Here is a 17,327-nt window from a genome sequence, read left to right as displayed (position 1 = left end):
CTGCAGGGGGGACCCTGTGGGAGAGTAGGACGCCGCCGAACAATTTTTCCGGGAAAGCCCCGCACCTTTTGGTGCGGGGCTTTTCTGCGTTCCGGGTCCGGATGGCCCGGTTGGTCTCCTGTAGGGTCAGGGAGCATCGTTCGTACGTTTCAAAGTGGAGGCCCTCGGGTGGAGGTCCAGGAGACCCGGGTTCAGACAGACCGAATCCTCACCATCCCGAACATTCTGAGCATGGCTCGCCTCGTCGGCGTACCCGTGTTCCTCTGGCTCATCCTGATGCCGGTGTTCGGTGGCCCCAATGCCGACGGCTGGGCACTGGCGGTGCTCATGTTCAGCGGGATCAGTGATTACCTGGACGGGAAGCTCGCGCGGCGCTGGAACCAGATCAGCAGCCTCGGCCGGCTGCTCGATCCGGCCGCGGACCGGCTGTACATCCTGTCCACGCTCGTCGGCCTCACCTGGCGGGAAATCCTGCCCCTGTGGGTGACCGGCGCCCTCGTGGCCCGTGAGCTGATGCTGCTGGTCATGGTGTGGATCCTGCGCCGTCACGGCTATCCGCCGCCGCAGGTGAACTTCCTGGGGAAGGCGGCCACCTTCAACCTGATGTACGCGTTCCCCTTGCTGCTGCTCAGTGACGGCACGGGCTGGCTCGCCTGGCTGGGTTCAGTTTTCGGATGGGCGTTCGCAGTTTGGGGTACAACCCTCTATTGGTGGGCAGGAGTCCTGTACGTGGTGCAGGTCCGTCGTCTCATCAAGGCGGACGCCGCCACGGCCGACTGAGTTCGGCTCGCCGGAGTAGTCACGCGGAAGAGCAGCGTAGCCACCGTCCGAGACGGGCGAGGTCGGCGCAGAACGCCGTCTCTCTAGGAGGACTCTTCCGACATGAAGGCCGTCGTGATGGCTGGTGGCGAGGGCACACGCCTTCGCCCCATGACCTCGAGCATGCCCAAGCCGCTCCTGCCGGTGGCCAACCGGCCGATCATGGAGCACGTGCTGAGGCTGCTCAAGCGGCATGGTCTCAGCGAAACCGTGGTCACCGTGCAGTTCCTGGCTTCACTCGTCAAGAACTATTTCGGTGACGGCGAAGAACTGGGCATGGAGCTGACCTATGCCAATGAGGAGAAGCCACTCGGGACCGCCGGCAGTGTGAAGAACGCCGAGGAGGCTCTGAAAGACGATGCCTTCGTGGTGATCTCCGGCGATGCGCTCACCGACTTCGACCTCACCGATCTCATCAAGTTCCACAAGGAGAAGGGCGCACTCGTCACGGTGTGCCTGACCCGGGTGCCGAACCCGCTGGAATTCGGCATCACGATCGTGGACGAGGAAGGGAAGGTCGAGCGCTTCCTCGAGAAGCCGACCTGGGGACAGGTGTTCTCGGACACCGTCAACACCGGCATCTACGTGATGGAGCCGGAAGTCTTCAATTACGTGGACCCCGACGTTCCGGTCGACTGGTCCGGCGATGTCTTCCCTCAGCTGATGAAGGAAGGCCGGCCGATCTACGGCTACATCGCCGAGGGCTACTGGGAGGACGTCGGCACCCACGAGAGCTACGTCAAGGCGCAGGCCGACGTCCTCGAGGGCAAGGTCCAGGTCGACATGGACGGCTTCGAGATCTCTCCGGGCGTGTGGATCGCCGAGGGCGCCGAGGTGCACCCCGACGCCATCCTGCGCGGGCCGCTGTACATCGGGGACTACGCCAAGGTCGAGGCCGGGGTCGAGATCCGTGAGCACACGGTCATCGGCTCGAACGTGGTCGTCAAGACCGGTGCCTTCCTGCACCGGGCCGTGATCCACGACAACGTGTACATCGGGCCGCACAGCAATCTCCGCGGCTGCGTCATCGGCAAGAACACCGACATCATGCGGGCCGCCCGGATCGAGGACGGCGCCGTCATCGGTGACGAGTGCCTGATCGGTGAGGAATCGATCGTCCAGGGCAATGTGCGCGTCTACCCGTTCAAGACGATCGAGGCAGGCGCGTTCGTCAACACCTCGGTCATCTGGGAGTCGCGGGGCCAGGCGCACCTCTTCGGCGCACGCGGCGTCTCCGGCATCCTGAACGTGGAGATCACCCCCGAGCTGTGCGTCCGGCTCGCCGGTGCCTACGCGACCACGCTCAAGAAGGGGGCGATGGTCACCACCGCCCGAGACCACTCCCGAGGCGCGCGTGCGCTGAAACGCGCGATGATCTCCGCGCTCCAGGCCAGCGCCATCGACGTACGGGACCTGGAGAACGTCCCGCTGCCGGTCGCGCGGCAGCAGACCGCGCGCGGCAGTGCCGGCGGGATCATGCTGCGGACCTCGCCCGGCGTGCCGGACTCCGTGGACATCATCTTCCTCGACGAGCGCGGCGCGGACCTCTCGCAGGGGCAGCAGCGCAAGCTCGACCGAGTGTACGCGCGCCAGGAATACCGGCGCGCGTTCCCGGGCGAGATCGGCGACCTGCAGTTCCCGTCGAGTGTCTTCGACTCCTACACCGGTTCCCTGCTGAGACACGTGGACACCTCCGGCGTCGCGGACTCCGGGCTCAAGGTGGTCGTGGACGCGGCCAACGGCAGTGCCGGGCTCGTGCTGCCCAGCCTGCTGGGCCGGCTCGGGGTCGACGCGCTCACCGTCAATCCCGGACTCGACGAATCGCGGCCGACCGAGACCACCGAGTCCCGGCGGGCCGCGCTGGTCCGCCTCGGGGAGATCGTGGCCTCGTCGCGGGCGGCCTTCGGCGTGCGGTTCGACCCGGTCGGCGAGCGGATCTCGCTCGTGGACGAGCGGGGCCGGATCATCGAGGACGACCGGGCCCTGCTGGTGCTGCTCGACCTGGTCGCCGCGGAGCGGCGCAGCGGCCGGGTGGCGCTGCCGGTGACCACGACCCGGATCGCCGAGCAGGTGGCGGCGTACCACGGAACCCAGGTGGAGTGGACGACGACCTCGCCCGACGACCTGACCCGGGTGGGCCGCGCGGAGACCACGATCTTCGGCGGGGACGGCCGGGGCGGTTACATCGTCCCGGAGTTCAGCAGCGTCTTCGACGGCTCGGCCGCCTTCGTCCAGCTGATCGGGCTGGTCGCGCGGACCCAGCTCACGCTGAGCCAGATCGACGCCCGGATCCCGCGGGCACACGTCCTCAAGCGGGACGTGCCCACGCCGTGGGCGGTCAAGGGCTTGGTCATGCGCCGGGTGGTCGAGGCCGCCGGAGACCGGCAGGTGGACACGACCGACGGGGTGCGCGTGGTCGAGGCGGACGGGCGCTGGGCGCTGGTCCTGCCGGACCCGGCCGAGGCCGTGACGCACCTGTGGGCCGAGGGCCCCGACGACGCGTCCGCACAGGCGCTGCTGGAGGAGTGGGCCGGCGTCCTGGACGGCGCCGGAAACTGATCGCGGGCCCGACGGGCCGGGGCCACCCAGCGTGGTTCCCGGCCCGTCGGACGCCGCATTCGGTGTGGGCCGGTGCGACATGCGACGATGTGCGGCATGTCGCAGCCGCCCAACAACCGGAGTTCGGCGAAACCGCCGGTGCGCCCGGACGCCTCCATGTCGCTGCTGACGCACGTGATGGACCACGGTCTCGACGAGGGCTATGCGGAAGCCGCGGCCCGGCGCGAGGCGGAGGGCACGTCGGGTCTGCCGCGCAACCTCAAGGCCAAACTGGCGCTGGCCGCCGGGCTCGTGCTCGCCGGCATGGTCGTCACGCTGGGTGCCGCGCAGGCGCAGATAGCGGCTCCGGTGCTGGCGAAGGAGCGGGAAGAGCTGATCGACCGCGTCCAGCGGGCCGACGACCACGCCGACGGCCTGGAGAAGGACATCGAGCGGCTGCGCGACGACGTCGCCGGCCGTCAGCGCGTCGCCCTCAAACAGCAGGGCGGTGATCAGGGCGAGCTGCTGGCACTGCTGTCCGGTGCGACCGAGGTCCGCGGTCCCGGAGTCAAGCTGACGGTGGACGACGCCAAGGGCTCCTCCTCGGGCGACGGCGGCGGGCCGCGGGAGAGCAAGGGCTTCTCGGACACCGGGCGGCTGCGCGACCGGGACATGCAGCGGATCGTCAACGGCCTGTGGCAGGCCGGGGCCGAGGCCGTGGCGATCAACGGGCAGCGGCTGACGGCGCTGTCGGCGATCCGGGCCGCCGGTGACGCGATACTGGTCGACAACAAGCCGCTGGTCCCGCCGTACGAGGTCCTCGCGGTGGGGGACAAGAAGCGGCTGACCACGGAGTTCCAGGACAGCGTGGACGGGCAGTACCTGCACGTGCTCCAGCAGAGCTACGGGATCCGGTACACCCTGTCCGCGGAGAACGAGGTACGGCTGCCGGCCGCTTCGAGCCTGACCGTACGTACAGCCACAGCAGAAGATCCGAAGAAGGGTGCATCGTGATCGCGGTACTGGGCCTGGTGGCCGGAGTGGTGGCCGGACTTCTGGTCCGGCCCGAGGTGCCGGCCGTCGTCGAGCCGTATCTGCCGATCGCCGTCGTGGCGGCGCTCGACGCGGTGTTCGGCGGTCTGCGCGCGATGCTGGACGGCATCTTCGTGGACAAGGTCTTCGTCGTGTCCTTCCTGTCCAACGTGGTGGTCGCGGCGCTCATCGTCTTCCTCGGCGACAAGCTGGGCGTCGGCGCGCAGCTGTCCACCGGCGTCGTCGTGGTCCTCGGCATCCGGATCTTCTCCAATGCCGCGGCCATCCGCCGGCACGTCTTCCGGGCGTGACGCCGATGAGTACGGACGAGAACACGCCGCCCGAGCCCACCCCGCCGACGGAACCGGCAGGGGTCGAACCCGCGTCTATCGAACAGACGGGGCGCCAGCGGCTCGCCGAGGGACTCTGGCCGCCGCGGGTGAGCCGGGCCCAACTGATCGTCGCGCTGCTGCTGTTCGTCCTCGGGCTGGGGCTCGCCATCCAGGTGCGCCACAACAGCGACTCCAGCGCCCTGCGCGGGGCGCGCCAGGAGGACCTGGTGCGCATCCTCGACGAGCTGGACGGGCGCACCAAGCGCCTCGAAGACGAGAAGCAGAAGCTGGAGGACCAGCGCAAGGAGCTGGAGTCCAGCTCCAACCAGGCCGACGAGGCACGCAAGCAGACGATCGAGAAGGAACGTCAACTGGGGATTCTGGCGGGTACCGTGGCAGCGCAGGGGCCGGGCATCACGCTCAAGGTCACCGACGCCAAGGGCCAGGTGCAGTCGGACAAGCTGCTGGACACCCTCCAGGAGCTGCGCGCGGCCGGGGCTGAGGCCATCCAGATCAACGGCGTGCGCATCGTGGCGAGCTCGTACTTCTCGGACGAGGGCGGCGGCGTGGCGATCGACGGTAAGAAGATCACACAACCCTATGAATTCCGGGTCATCGGCAAGCCGCAGGACCTGGAGCCCGCCCTCAACATCCCCGGCGGCGTCATCCAGACGCTGGAGAAGGAGCAGGCCACCGCTACCGTCGCCCGATCGGCGAAGATCGTTGTGGACGCCTTGCGGCCTGCGAAGCAGCCTGACTACGCTCGGTCGTCATCGTCATGAGACCGGACGAGATGTGGAGCGGCTCACGTGGGCGGATGGCTGCGGGGGGTCGGCGCACCGAAGAAGCGGTGCGTGGTGGAAACTGTCTGGTGGTGACGGACGTTGTGAGAATGTCCGGGTCGGCAGGTGTGAGTATTCGGAGTTCGTCCTGCCCCACGGGCGGGTCTGTTTCGGTCAAGGGGAATCGCCCGTGAAGTTGTTTGAGAAGTTGTTCGGCAAGAAGAACCGCGAGGAGAGCGGTGCGCCCAAGCACCGCGCTGGGCATGGAGACGTGGAGGCGCAGGGCGACCGGCCGCTCTTCCGCGACGAGGTCGCCGGAGCGGGGGACAATTCGGGCGCGTACGGCGCGTCGGCTGTTGACCCTGCCGGTTCCGGACGCATAGGTTTCGGTGAACCATCAACCTCAAGTACGGGTGGAGGGTTTGCCCCCGATCCGTATGCCACCAATGCCTCCGCGGGGCACCCGCGGCGCGAGGAGCCGTCCATGTCGGCCGAGCAGGTTTGCAGCAGGTGCGGACACCGCAGCGATGCGGCCAGCCGGTTCTGCTCCAACTGCGGGGCGCCGCTGCGGCCGGGTCTGACGCCGGAGCGTGCTTCGGAGACCACGTCCACCATCTCGATCTCGGGCCTCGAGGCCTACGAGGCCGAGGTGTCCGGACAGCACGTGTCGTCCTCGCTGTCCCCCGAGGCCCAGGCCGCGGTGGAAGCGCTGCCTCCGGGCTCCGCCCTGCTCATCGTGCGGCGCGGCCCGAACTCCGGCAGCCGCTTCCTGCTGGACGGCGAACTGACCACGGCGGGCCGCCACCCGCAGAGCGACATCTTCCTGGACGACGTCACCGTCTCCCGGCGTCATGTCGACTTCCGCAGGGGCGAGGACGGTGGCTTCACCGTCTCCGACGTGGGCAGTCTCAACGGCACGTACGTGAACCGTGAGCCGATCGACTCGGTCGCCCTGCACAACGGCGACGAGGTCCAGATCGGCAAGTACCGGCTGGTCTTCTACGCGAGCCTGCGGGGTATCTGACCGTCCTCCCGGGCCGAGCCCGGGAGGACCACAGGGAAGGTCCATGCTGCGTACCTCGACGGGCGGTGCCGGTCACGGCACCGCCGGCTCGGGCGGGCGGCTGGTGAGCATCGGCACGGTGCTCACCATGCTGCGCGACGAGTTTCCCGAAGTCACGATTTCCAAGATCCGGTTCCTCGAGGCGGAGGGGCTGGTCGAGCCCCGGCGCACACCTTCCGGATACCGCAAGTTCAGCCCCGACGACGTCGAGCGGCTGGCCCGCGTCCTGCGCTTGCAGCGCGACCACTACCTGCCGCTGAAGGTCATCAAGGACCAGCTCGACGCGCTCGCACGCGGCGAGCAGATCCGCATCCCCGCGCCCACCCCGCACACGGACGGGGATGCCGCGAGGGAGGCGGCCGTCGCCGCCGTCCTGGGCGAGATCGGCCGTACCCGCCCCACCGTGGCCAGGATCGGCCGGGCCGAGCTGCTGGCCGCCGCCGAGGTGGACGAGGTACAGCTGGTCGAGTGGGAGTCGTACGGGCTCCTCGCGGAGTCCGCGGACGGCGGATTCGACGCCGAGGCGGTCACCGTGGCCAGGCTGGTGGCGGAACTGGGCCGCTTCGGGCTGGAGCCGCGGCACCTGCGGGCCATGAAAGCCGCGGCGGACCGGGAGGCCGGGCTGGTGGAGCAGGTGGTCGCCCCCCTGCGGCGACACCGCAATCCCCAGACCAGAGCGCATGCCGAGGCCACGCTGAAAGAGCTCGCGGGCCTCTCCGTCCAGCTCCACGAGGCGCTCGTACAGACCGCTCTCGGGGTGCGTCTGCACTGACGCGGCGGGCCCCGACTACCCAAACCGGCCGGTCAGGTCCTAGGGTTGCTGTGTGAACGAGCTCGACGTTGTGGGTGTCCGGGTTGAAATGCCCTCCAACCAACCGATCGTGCTCCTGCGTGAAGTGGGAGGCGATCGGTACCTCCCCATCTGGATCGGTCCTGGGGAGGCTACTGCCATTGCCTTCGCCCAGCAGGGAATGGCCCCTGCCCGGCCGCTGACGCACGACCTGTTCAAGGACGTGCTGGAGGCGATCGGTGAGGAACTCACCGAGGTCCGGATCACGGATCTGCGGGAGGGTGTCTTCTACGCGGAGCTCGTCTTCGCCAGCGGGGTCGAGGTGAGCGCGAGGCCCTCCGACGCCATAGCGCTGGCCCTGCGCACCGGGACGCCGATCTACGGGAGCGACGGGGTGCTGGACGATGCCGGAATCGCGATTCCGGACGAGCAGGAGGACGAGGTGGAGAAGTTCCGCGAGTTCCTCGACCAGATCTCGCCGGAGGACTTCGGCAGCAGCAATCAGTGAGGTGTCGGCCGAGTCGTCCTCAAGGGATTGTCAGCCCATTCGAGTAGCCTTTCCCCGCAAAGGGATACGGGAAACCACTCTCAGGGTGATTATCACTCGGCGTGCCGAGTGTGGCGATCGTTGACGCACCCCGGGTGACTGCCTACCTTCGAGGGGGCAGGTCAAGGACGGAGGGTCGGCGTGAGGATCACGGGCGACGGTACGACCGGGGGCATCCCCGCACGGAGTGAGGGCGGACCGTACCCGCTGCACGGCGGTGCGGTGGGCCCCGCGCGCCGTCAGCCGGAATCCGTGCCGCCCGGCCCGGAGGTCGGCGAGCCGGCGACCGGGGAGATCGGCTACCGCGGACCCACGGCGTGCGCCGCCGCGGGCATCACCTACCGGCAGCTCGACTACTGGGCGCGGACCGGGCTCGTCGAGCCCAGCGTGCGCGCGGCGGGCGGCTCCGGCACCCAGCGGCTGTACAGCTTCCGGGACGTGGTCGTCCTGAAGATCGTCAAGCGTTTCCTGGACACCGGGGTGGCGCTGCAGAACATCCGCACCACCGTCCAGCACCTGCGCGACCGGGGCTTTCGCGACCTCGAGCGGATGACGCTCATGAGCGACGGCGCCACCGTGTACGAGTGCACGTCCCCGGACGAGGTCGTGAGCCTGCTCCAGGGCGGGCAGGGCGTCTTCGGGATCGCCGTCGGCGTGGTGTGGCGGGACGTGGAGAAGGCGCTGGCGCAGCTGCACGGCGAGCGGGCGGAGACCGGCGAGACGCTGGTCGGGCACAATCCGGCCGACGAGCTGGCCGCGCGCCGCAACCGGGCCGGCTGACGGTCCTGGGCCGTCCGGATGCTGTGGACGGGCCCCTGCGGGGGCCCGTCGGCGCATCCGGCCCCGGCCGCCGCCCGGGGCGCGCCGGGGGCGCTCCGGGGGCGTTGTCAGTGGCGTAGGGCAGCATCGGTGGCGTGAGAGCCGCGCCGACCATCCTGCATCTGGACATGGACGCCTTCTACGCCTCCGTGGAGCAGGCGGCGAAGCCGAGCCTGCGCGGGAAAGCGGTGATCGTCGGCGGCCTCGGCCCGCGCGGCGTGGTCGCGACCGCCTCGTACGAGGCACGGCGGCTCGGGGTGCATTCGGCGATGCCCACCGCCCAGGCGCGGCGGCTCTGCCCGAACGGCGCCTATCTGATCCCGCGCTTCACGCTGTACCGGGCGGTCAGCGATCTCGTCATGGCGCGGCTGCGCGAACTGTCCCCCCTGGTGGAGCCGCTCAGCCTGGACGAGGCCTTCGTGGACCTGGAGGCCGGCGGGGCGGCCTTCGACGCGACGGGGGCCCGGGCGACGGCGGAGCGGCTGCGGGCGGACATCCGGGCGGCGACGGGGCTCAGCGCCTCCGTGGGGCTGGCCGGATCCAAGATGCTGGCCAAAGTGGCCTCGGAGGGGGCCAAGCCGGACGGGCTGCTGCTGATCGAGCCGGGGACCGAGCGGGAGCTGCTGGCGCCCATGTCGGTGCGGACCCTGCCGGGGGTGGGGCCGGCCACGGGGGAGCATCTGCGCCGGGCCGGGATCACCACCGTGGGGGAGCTGGCCGAAGCCGGTGAGGACGAGCTGGTCCGGATGACCGGGCGCGCGCACGGGGTGGCCCTGTACCGGATGGCCCTGGGCCTGGACGACCGGCCGGTGGTCGCCGAGCGCGACGCGAAGTCCGTGTCGGTCGAGGACACCTTCGACGTGGACCTGCACGACCGGGTCCGGATCCGGGGCGAGGTGCAGCGGCTCGCGGAGCGGTGCGTGGGGCGGCTGCGCGCGTCCGGGCACTCCGGGCGGACGATCGTGCTCAAGGTGCGCCGGTACGACTTCTCCACGCTCACCCGCTCCGAGACCCTGCGCGGGCCCACGGACGACCCGGCGGTGGTCCGGGAGGCGGCGGCGCGGCTGCTGGAGGGGGTCGACACCACGGGCGGGGTGCGGCTGCTGGGCGTGGGGGTGTCGGGGCTGGCCGACTACACGCAGGAGGACCTGTTCGCCCAGGCGGAGGCCCAGGCGGAGGCGGAGGAGCGCGACGCCGCGGAGGCGAAGGGGCAGGACGAGGGCGCCGGGGGAGAAGCGGCCGCGGGGCCGCCGACGGCCGACGCGGCCGCGGGGGGCGTCGGGGGCGCGGGGGCGCCCGTACCGGTGGGGGAGGCGGCGGCCGGGGGTGAGGCCGGTCCGCCGCCGGAGCGGCGGTGGCCGGCCGGGACCGACGTGCGCCACGGCACGTACGGGCCCGGCTGGGTGCAGGGCAGCGGGGTGGGCCGGGTGACCGTGCGCTTCGAGCAGCCGGGATCGGCCCCGGGCCGGGTGCGCACCTTCCGGATGGACGACGCCGAACTGGAGGCGTCCGATCCGCTGCCGCTGGTCGGGGAACCTGCCGAAGAAGAGACGGAATAGCTAGTTTTCGTCGCCCGCCAGGCGGCCGAAGTCGCGATCGCGGTCGCGGCCGGGGTCGCCGTGGTGGAAGTCACTCGGCAAGGTCACGTCCAGGCCGTAGTGGTGGTAGAGCTGGAGCTCCTGCTCCGGCGAGAGGTGGCGGCCGACCCCGAAATCGGGGGCGTCCTTGATCAGGGCGCGTTCGAAGGGCACCCGCAGGGCGTCACCCACCACCTCGCTCGGCTCCAGCGGGACGAAGGCGTCCCGGCTGAAGAGTCCGGTTCGTACGGCGGCCCATTCCGGGACGCCCGTGGCATCGTCGAGGTAGACCTCGTCCACGGTGCCGATCTTCGTGCCATTGCGGTCGAACGCCTTGCGGCCGATCAGGCTGCGCGGATCGATGTCGGTCTGCACGGTCGCCTCCTTTTGGTCGCAACTCCTGCGTAATGACTACAAAAGTGCATTTCCGGGGAGGGGGCCACTCGAGGGAGGGCCCAGATCCTCGCTGGTAGGCTGGGGAACGGCTGCTGACCCTGTGCGGGAGAGTCCTCCGATCGAGTTCGTCGGAGGCGCCGAAGGAGCAACTCCTCCCCGGAATCTCTCAGGCAGACGTACCGCACGGACGAGGCCACTCTGGAAAGCAGGGCGGGTAACGGATCGCAGTTCCGGTACCCCTCCTCACCGACGGTGAAAGCCGGATCTCCACGGGCGACCCCCAGGAGGCCCGGTGAAGCTCTCAGGTTGACATGACAGAGGGGGAGGCCGTCCGGGTGCCCGCGCCGTGGTACCCCTCGCAGGTCGTACGACCAGGAGGCCTCCGTACATGACCGCCAACCGCATTCCGCTCTCCCAGCTGGAGCGAGGCATCCCCTTCGAGCAGCGCCACATCGGCCCGGACGCCGAGGCGCAGGCGAAGATGCTGGCCCAGGTGGGCTACGGCTCCCTGGACGACCTGACCGCCGCCGCGGTGCCGGACGTCATCAAGAGCGCCGAAGCACTGAACCTCCCCGAGGCCCGCACCGAGGCCGAGGTGCTCGCGGAGCTGCGCGGTCTCGCCGACCGCAACCAGGTCCTGACCCCCATGATCGGCCTCGGTTACTACGGCACCTTCACGCCGCCGGTGATCCTGCGCAACGTCATGGAGAACCCGGCCTGGTACACGGCGTACACGCCCTACCAGCCCGAGATCTCGCAGGGCCGCCTCGAAGCCCTGCTGAACTTCCAGACGGTCGTCGCCGACCTGACCGGACTGCCGACCTCCGGCGCCTCCCTGCTCGACGAGGGCACCGCGGCCGCCGAGGCCATGCAGCTCGCCCGCCGCGTGGGCAAGGTCAAGGGCGGGGTCTTCCTCATCGACGCGGACACGCTGCCGCAGACCATCGCGGTCATCCAGACGCGCGCCGAGCCCACCGGGGTCGAGGTCGTCGTCGCCGACCTGTCCGAGGGCATCCCGGCCGAGATCGCCGAGCGCGGCGTCTTCGGCGTGCTCCTCCAGTACCCGGGCGCCTCCGGCGCGGTCCGCGAGCTGAAGCCGGTCATCGACCAGGCGCACGGCCTCGGCGCGATCGTCACCGTCGCCGCCGACCTGCTCGCCCTGACCCTGCTCACCTCCCCGGGCGCGCTCGGCGCGGACATCGCCATCGGCACGACCCAGCGCTTCGGCGTCCCGATGGGCTTCGGCGGTCCGCACGCCGGTTACATGGCCGTCCAGGAGAAGCACGCCCGCTCGCTGCCCGGGCGCCTGGTCGGTGTCTCCGTCGACGCCGACGGCAACAAGGCCTACCGCCTGGCCCTGCAGACCCGCGAGCAGCACATCCGCCGCGAGAAGGCCACCAGCAACATCTGTACCGCCCAGGTGCTGCTCGCCGTCATGGCCGCCATGTACGCCGTCTACCACGGCCCCGACGGCCTGCGGACGATCGCCCGCCGCACCCACCGCTACGCCGCCCTGCTCGCCGCGGGCCTGACGGCCGGCGGGGTCGAGCTGGTCCACGGCTCGTACTTCGACACCGTCACCGCGCGGGTGCCCGGCAAGGCCGCCCAGGTCGTGGCCGCCGCCCGCGAGGCCGGGGTCAACCTCCACCAGGCCGACGCGAACCACGTCTCCGTCTCCTGCGACGAGACCACCCTGCGCGCCGACATCGACGCCGTGTGGGCCGCCTTCGGCGTCACCGCGGACATCGAGGCGCTGGACGAGGTCACCGCCGACACGCTGCCCGAGGCCCTGCTGCGCTCGGACGCGTACCTGAGCCACCCGGTCTTCCACCAGCACCGCTCCGAGACGGCGATGCTGCGCTACCTGCGCAAGCTCTCGGACAAGGACTACGCGCTGGACCGCGGCATGATCCCGCTGGGCTCCTGCACCATGAAGCTCAACGCGACCACCGAAATGGAGCCGGTCACCTGGCCCGAATTCGGCCAGTTGCACCCCTTCGCTCCGATCGAACAGGCCGCGGGCTACCTCACGCTCATCACCGAGCTGGAGGAACGTCTCTGCGAGGTCACCGGCTACGACAAGGTGTCCATCCAGCCCAACGCCGGCTCGCAGGGTGAGCTGGCCGGTCTGCTCGCCGTACGGGCGTACCACCGGGCCAACGGCGACGAGCAGCGCACCGTCTGCCTCATCCCGTCCTCCGCGCACGGCACCAACGCCGCCAGCGCCGTGATGGCCGGCATGAAGGTCGTCGTCGTCAAGACGGCGGACGACGGCGAGGTCGACGCCGCCGACCTGCGCGCCAAGATCGAGCAGTACCGCGACGAGCTCGCCGTGCTGATGATCACCTACCCGTCGACGCACGGTGTGTTCGAGGAGCACGTCGCCGACATCTGCGCCCAGGTGCACGACGCGGGCGGCCAGGTCTACGTGGACGGCGCCAACCTCAACGCCCTGGTGGGCCTCGCCAAGCCGGGTCACTTCGGCGGCGACGTCTCGCACCTGAACCTGCACAAGACCTTCTGCATCCCGCACGGCGGCGGCGGCCCGGGCGTCGGCCCGGTCGGTGTCCGGGCGCACCTGGCCCCGTACCTGCCCAACCACCCGCTGCAGCCGACCGCCGGTCCCGCGACGGGCGTCGGCCCGATCTCGGCCGCCCCGTGGGGCAGCGCCGGCATCCTGCCGATCTCGTGGTCGTACGTGCGCCTGATGGGCGGCGAGGGCCTCAAGCGCGCCACCCAGGTGGCGGTGCTCGGTGCCAACTACATCGCCAAGCGCCTGGAGCCGCACTATCCGGTGCTCTACACCGGCCCGGGCAACCTGGTCGCTCACGAGTGCATCATCGACCTGCGCCCGCTGTCGAAGGCGACGGGCGTCAGCGTGGACGACATCGCCAAGCGCCTGATCGACTACGGCTTCCACGCGCCGACGATGTCCTTCCCGGTGGCCGGCACGCTCATGATCGAGCCGACCGAGTCCGAGGACCTCACCGAGATCGACCGGTTCTGCGACGCGATGATCGCCATTCGCGCCGAGATCGAGCGGGTCGCGGCGGGCGAGTGGCCGCTGGAGGACAACCCGCTGGCCAACGCCCCGCACACGGCGGCGGCGCTGGGCGGCGAGTGGAACCACCCGTACACCCGCGACGAGGCCGTCTTCCCGGGCGGGCTCACGGCCGCCGAGAAGTACTGGCCGCCGGTCCGTCGCATCGACGGCGCGTTCGGTGACCGCAACCTCGTCTGCTCCTGCCCGCCGCTGGACGAGTACGACAACTGACGCACCACCGCTGACCTACATGTGACGGTTGACAGCTGATACGTGAGAGGGGCCGGTCCGGGAGTATGCCTCCCGGACCGGCCCCTCTCCGTGTCGCGGCGTGCCTCCGAAGGTCCTAGGCGGCCTTCATCACATGCGCCGCCGCGAGCGGGCGGTGCGGAGCGATGATCTGGCCGTCCGGCAGCAGCTCACCGGTGTCCTCGAAGAGCAGGACGCCGTTGCACAGCAGGCTCCAGCCCTGTTCCGGGTGGTTGGCCACGGGGTGCGCGGCTTCCCGGTCGGCGGAGTCGGCTGACGGGCAGGCTGGCTGGTGCTGGCACATGGATACGTTCTTTCGCTGCGGTGTGGTCTGTGTGCTGCGGCTCGATGCGTCGTTCATGGCCGCCCCCCGTATCAATCTCGGTGTGGTCAGGGTCCAGTGTTGCCCTACGGGCTGACGTCCGCAGGGATTTCCGGCAGCTGTCCTCATAGATTGATGACGCATCACCCGTGCGGGCGGTTCAAGCCAACTCCCCTGTCATTTCGGGTGGTTCACTCCTGGTCCCAGTGGGCTAGGCCGAATGGGCAAACCCGGTCAGGGGACCGGACGACGCGGCCGCCGCGGCCGCCGCCGGGTCAGGCCGCCGGCGCCGCCAGCGTCGGGGCCGCCCCCGGACTCCGGGGGTTCGGCGGGCTCTGCGGAGTGAGCCGGCGGGTCAGCACCGGCAGCAGTTCCGACACGGGGTGCGGACGGTAGGCGGCGATGCCGGGCGGCGCGGGCGCCAGCGGCACCAGCAGATCCGCGGCGGCGGGCAGCCCGGCGGAGGCGTCGGCGCCGATGCCTTCGTGGAGCCACAGGGTCAGCATGTACAGCTCCGGTACGGACAGCAGCCGCGGCTGGTAGTTCTTGCCGAGGGATTCCGCCTGGCGCAGGGCGCGTTCGGTGGCGGCGACGTAGGGCCCCTCGAAGAAGTGGGAGAAGACCCAGCCGTCCGCGGTCAGCCGGGTGTCCGCCGCGGCCACGAAGCGGTCGCCGCTGCGGATCAGGAACCGCCAGCCGGTGAGCCGGGTGCGGGGCGGCCGGCCCGTGGTCGGGGGCAGGAACTGCAGCCGGTCCAGGACGTGGACGGGCAGGGGGAGTTCGGCGGTCAGAGGCCCTTGGAGGGCGCGGAGCGCCGGGGTGTGAGCCTCGTGAACGGCCGTGGGGGAACCGAGTGCCGCGAGGACGCTGCGCAGGGCGGGCGCGGGAGCCGGAGGGACATGCAGCGGCATGGTGGGTCGCCTCTCACTTGGGAGACCTGGGAGAACGGGGGCGGGTGCGGACGGCGCTGTCGCATTCTGGGGCCAGAGGGGGGCTGAGGGGCAATGACCGCGCGCCAACTCTCTGCCTCGTTTGCGGAGTTTATACGACGTGTGTTCACGCGGTGTTTCGGCTAGCTGTCCCGCCCATTGCCGACAAGGCGCTTACCGGTCCCGATGTGAACGATTCGGAGCTGCGCGCGCGCAAGCATCCCGCGCTGACCTCGGAGGTTACCCGAAGGGCGCTCGGCTGGAAAGTGATGGTATTGCGTACACGGAAAAGTCGACGCGGACATTGCAGGCTGCCCCATGCCAGATGAATGTGCCATAGCGCCTGTCGGCCAAACCGGCGCGCGCTGTCCGCCAGTCGTGACCCCGCCGCGTTATCGATCATCAGGCCGGGGCATCATCGTCCGTACGCAGGCCTGGGTGGACCGGGCCAGGCCCACTCGTGGAGGGACGCTTCGATGGGGGAGAAGGTCGTGGCAGGCGGATTCGACCTGTCCGATCGGCAACGGTATCGGAGGAAGCTTCACGAGTGCCTGGAGGGACTGGAGCGACTTCTGGCGGAGAAGAGGTTCGATCGCCCCAAGAACATGATGGGGCTGGAGATCGAGTTGAATCTCGCGGGTTCCGACGGGTTGCCGAGAATGGTGAATGCCCAGGTGCTGGAGCGTATTGCGAGCCCCGATTTCCAAACGGAACTCGGAATGTTCAACCTGGAGGTCAACATACTTCCGCACCGGCTCGACGGCCGGGTATTCGACCAGCTCGCGGAGGAACTCAGCGCGAGTCTCGCCTATGCGAACCGGCAGGCCGCCGAGATCGATGCCGGGGTGGTGATGATCGGCATCCTGCCGACGATCTCCCGGGAGGACCTGGTCTCCGCGAACCTCTCGGCGGTGGACCGGTACTCCCTGCTGAACGAGCAGATCCTGATGATGCGGGGGGAGGACTTCGCCCTCGACATCGACGGGGTCGAGCGGCTGACCTGGACCTCGGGGTCCATCGTCCCGGAAGCGGCCTGTACCTCGGTGCAGCTGCACCTCCAGGTCACCCCGGGCCGGTTCGCGGACGTGTGGAACGCGGCGCAGGCGGTGGCGGCCGTACAGATAGCCGTCGGCGCCAACTCCCCGTTCCTCTTCGGCCGCGAGCTGTGGCGCGAGTCGCGGCCGCCGCTCTTCCAGCAGGCCACCGACACCCGGCCGCCCGAGCTCCAGGCGCAGGGAGTGCGCCCGCGGACCTGGTTCGGCGAGCGCTGGGTCGATTCGGCGTACGAGCTGTTCGCCGAGAACGTCCGCTACTTCCCGGCGCTGCTGCCGATCTGCGACGAGGAGGAACCGCTGCGGGTGCTCGCCGAGGGCGGGGTGCCCAGCCTGCAGGAGCTCGTCCTGCACAACGGCACCGTCTACCGGTGGAACCGGCCCGTGTACGGGGTCGCCGACGGGGTGCCGCACCTGCGGGTGGAGAACCGGGTCCTGCCCGCCGGGCCCACGGTCACCGACGTCGTGGCCAACGCCGCCTTCTACTACGGGCTGGTGCGCACCCTCGCCGACGAACAGCGCCCGGTGTGGAGCCGGCTGCCGTTCGCGGAGGCGGAGGCCAACTTCGACGCGGCCTGCCGGTACGGGATCGACGCGCGGCTGCGCTGGCCGCGCCGCGGCCGGGGCGGGGGGCTGGCGAGCGTCCCGGCGGTCCGGCTGGTGCTCGACGAGCTGCTGCCGATGGCGGCGGCCGGGCTGGACGCCTGGGGGATCGAGCCCGCGGACCGGGACCACTACCTCGGGATCATCGAGGAGCGCTGCCGCAGGCGCGCCAACGGCTCGACCTGGCAGGTCGAGACCTACCACCGGGCGCTGGCCGCCGGGCTGGACCGCGAGGCGGCGCTGGCGGCGACGACCCGGCGCTACACCGAGCTGATGTACAAGGGGGATCCGGTGCACACCTGGCCCGCGGGGCTGCCGGAGGAGGAGGTGAGCGCCGCGCTGACCGCGGGGCGGTGAGGGGCGGCCCCGGCTCGTGAGCCCGTTACGCGTCGGCCCGCTCCCCGGCTCGTGACCCCGTTCTCCGTCGGCCCGGT

15 protein-coding genes and 1 riboswitch are annotated in these 17,327 nt (G+C 70.3%); of the genes, 12 read left to right on the top strand and 3 right to left on the bottom strand.

The window, feature by feature from the left end; all coding sequences use genetic code 11:
* Positions 1-168: 168 nt before the first annotated feature.
* The 10 genes from clsA to ABT084_RS31725 all read left to right on the top strand — a co-directional run bounded on the left by clsA (position 169) and on the right by ABT084_RS31725 (position 10,281).
* Positions 169-780, top strand: a complete 612-nt coding sequence (clsA, locus tag ABT084_RS31770; RefSeq protein ID WP_351051337.1) for a cardiolipin synthase ClsA — start codon at positions 169-171, stop codon at positions 778-780.
* Positions 781-882: 102 nt separating this feature from the next.
* Positions 883-3,378 (top strand): sugar phosphate nucleotidyltransferase, encoded by a 2,496-nt coding sequence (locus ABT084_RS31765; protein ID WP_351051336.1) that lies wholly within the window; start codon positions 883-885, stop codon positions 3,376-3,378.
* Positions 3,379-3,465: 87 nt separating this feature from the next.
* Positions 3,466-4,371, top strand: a complete 906-nt coding sequence (locus ABT084_RS31760) for a DUF881 domain-containing protein (RefSeq protein ID WP_351051342.1) — start codon at positions 3,466-3,468, stop codon at positions 4,369-4,371.
* Positions 4,368-4,700, top strand: a complete 333-nt coding sequence (locus tag ABT084_RS31755; protein WP_125651314.1) for a small basic family protein — start codon at positions 4,368-4,370, stop codon at positions 4,698-4,700. Before ABT084_RS31760 ends, ABT084_RS31755 begins: the two co-directional genes overlap by 4 nt.
* Before the next feature lie 5 nt (positions 4,701-4,705).
* Positions 4,706-5,503, top strand: coding sequence for a DUF881 domain-containing protein (locus tag ABT084_RS31750; protein ID WP_502969240.1), 798 nt, complete (start codon positions 4,706-4,708; stop codon positions 5,501-5,503).
* A gap of 82 nt (positions 5,504-5,585) precedes the next feature.
* Positions 5,586-6,527 carry an FHA domain-containing protein gene (locus tag ABT084_RS31745; RefSeq protein ID WP_351051340.1) on the top strand — a complete coding sequence of 314 codons (942 nt, stop codon included), beginning with the start codon at positions 5,586-5,588 and terminating at the stop codon, positions 6,525-6,527.
* Between the two features lie 43 nt (positions 6,528-6,570).
* A complete protein-coding gene (gene ftsR, locus ABT084_RS31740; RefSeq protein ID WP_351051330.1) occupies positions 6,571-7,338 on the top strand; it encodes a transcriptional regulator FtsR in 768 nt (255 codons plus the stop codon).
* A gap of 52 nt (positions 7,339-7,390) precedes the next feature.
* A complete protein-coding gene (locus ABT084_RS31735) occupies positions 7,391-7,864 on the top strand; it encodes a bifunctional nuclease family protein (protein ID WP_283461037.1) in 474 nt (157 codons plus the stop codon).
* Between the two features lie 180 nt (positions 7,865-8,044).
* The gene (locus tag ABT084_RS31730) at positions 8,045-8,683 is read left to right on the top strand and encodes a MerR family transcriptional regulator (protein ID WP_351051327.1); all 639 of its coding nucleotides are present in this window, start codon (positions 8,045-8,047) and stop codon (positions 8,681-8,683) included.
* Between the two features lie 134 nt (positions 8,684-8,817).
* Positions 8,818-10,281, top strand: a complete 1,464-nt coding sequence (locus tag ABT084_RS31725) for a DNA polymerase IV (protein WP_351051324.1) — start codon at positions 8,818-8,820, stop codon at positions 10,279-10,281.
* Here ABT084_RS31725 and ABT084_RS31720 read toward each other — a convergent pair whose 3' ends face one another.
* On the bottom strand, positions 10,282-10,674 hold the full coding sequence (locus ABT084_RS31720; RefSeq protein ID WP_351051321.1) for a PRC-barrel domain-containing protein: 393 nt from the start codon (positions 10,672-10,674) through the stop codon (positions 10,282-10,284).
* Between the two features lie 114 nt (positions 10,675-10,788).
* Positions 10,789-10,887: riboswitch (glycine riboswitch) on the top strand.
* Between the two features lie 196 nt (positions 10,888-11,083).
* Between ABT084_RS31720 and gcvP the strand changes: the two genes are divergently transcribed.
* A complete protein-coding gene (gene gcvP / locus ABT084_RS31715; RefSeq protein ID WP_351051318.1) occupies positions 11,084-13,969 on the top strand; it encodes an aminomethyl-transferring glycine dehydrogenase in 2,886 nt (961 codons plus the stop codon).
* A gap of 115 nt (positions 13,970-14,084) precedes the next feature.
* Here the strand turns inward: gcvP and ABT084_RS31710 are convergent, their stop codons facing one another.
* Positions 14,085-14,291: a DUF5999 family protein gene (locus tag ABT084_RS31710; RefSeq protein WP_351051316.1), complete on the bottom strand. Its 207-nt coding sequence runs from the start codon at positions 14,289-14,291 to the stop codon at positions 14,085-14,087.
* A 293-nt stretch (positions 14,292-14,584) separates the two neighbouring features.
* A complete protein-coding gene (locus ABT084_RS31705) occupies positions 14,585-15,220 on the bottom strand; it encodes a hypothetical protein (protein ID WP_351051313.1) in 636 nt (211 codons plus the stop codon).
* 494 nt (positions 15,221-15,714) lie between these two features.
* Between ABT084_RS31705 and ABT084_RS31700 the strand changes: the two genes are divergently transcribed.
* Entirely contained in the window at positions 15,715-17,250 is a 1,536-nt protein-coding gene (locus ABT084_RS31700) for a glutamate-cysteine ligase family protein (protein WP_351051311.1), read from the top strand.
* Positions 17,251-17,327: the final 77 nt, after the last annotated feature.

The organism is Streptomyces sp. NPDC002138 (genome assembly GCF_040296485.1).
Lineage (GTDB): Bacteria > Actinomycetota > Actinomycetes > Streptomycetales > Streptomycetaceae > Streptomyces.
This window is presented reverse-complemented; position numbering and strand designations above follow the sequence as displayed.

Excerpts from the sequence above, each read along its gene's own strand:
- ABT084_RS31765 (WP_351051336.1), top strand. The coding sequence starts at position 883 with ATGAAGGCCGTCGTGATGGCTGGTGGCGAGGGCACACGCCTTCGCCCC.
- ABT084_RS31760 (WP_351051342.1), top strand. The coding sequence starts at position 3,466 with ATGTGCGGCATGTCGCAGCCGCCCAACAACCGGAGTTCGGCGAAACCG.
- ABT084_RS31750 (WP_502969240.1), top strand. The coding sequence starts at position 4,706 with ATGAGTACGGACGAGAACACGCCGCCCGAGCCCACCCCGCCGACGGAA.
- ftsR (WP_351051330.1), top strand. The coding sequence starts at position 6,571 with ATGCTGCGTACCTCGACGGGCGGTGCCGGTCACGGCACCGCCGGCTCG.
- gcvP (WP_351051318.1), top strand. The coding sequence starts at position 11,084 with ATGACCGCCAACCGCATTCCGCTCTCCCAGCTGGAGCGAGGCATCCCC.
- ABT084_RS31710 (WP_351051316.1), bottom strand. The coding sequence starts at position 14,291 with ATGTGCCAGCACCAGCCAGCCTGCCCGTCAGCCGACTCCGCCGACCGG.
- ABT084_RS31705 (WP_351051313.1), bottom strand. The coding sequence starts at position 15,220 with ATGCCGCTGCATGTCCCTCCGGCTCCCGCGCCCGCCCTGCGCAGCGTC.
- ABT084_RS31700 (WP_351051311.1), top strand. The coding sequence starts at position 15,715 with ATGGGGGAGAAGGTCGTGGCAGGCGGATTCGACCTGTCCGATCGGCAA.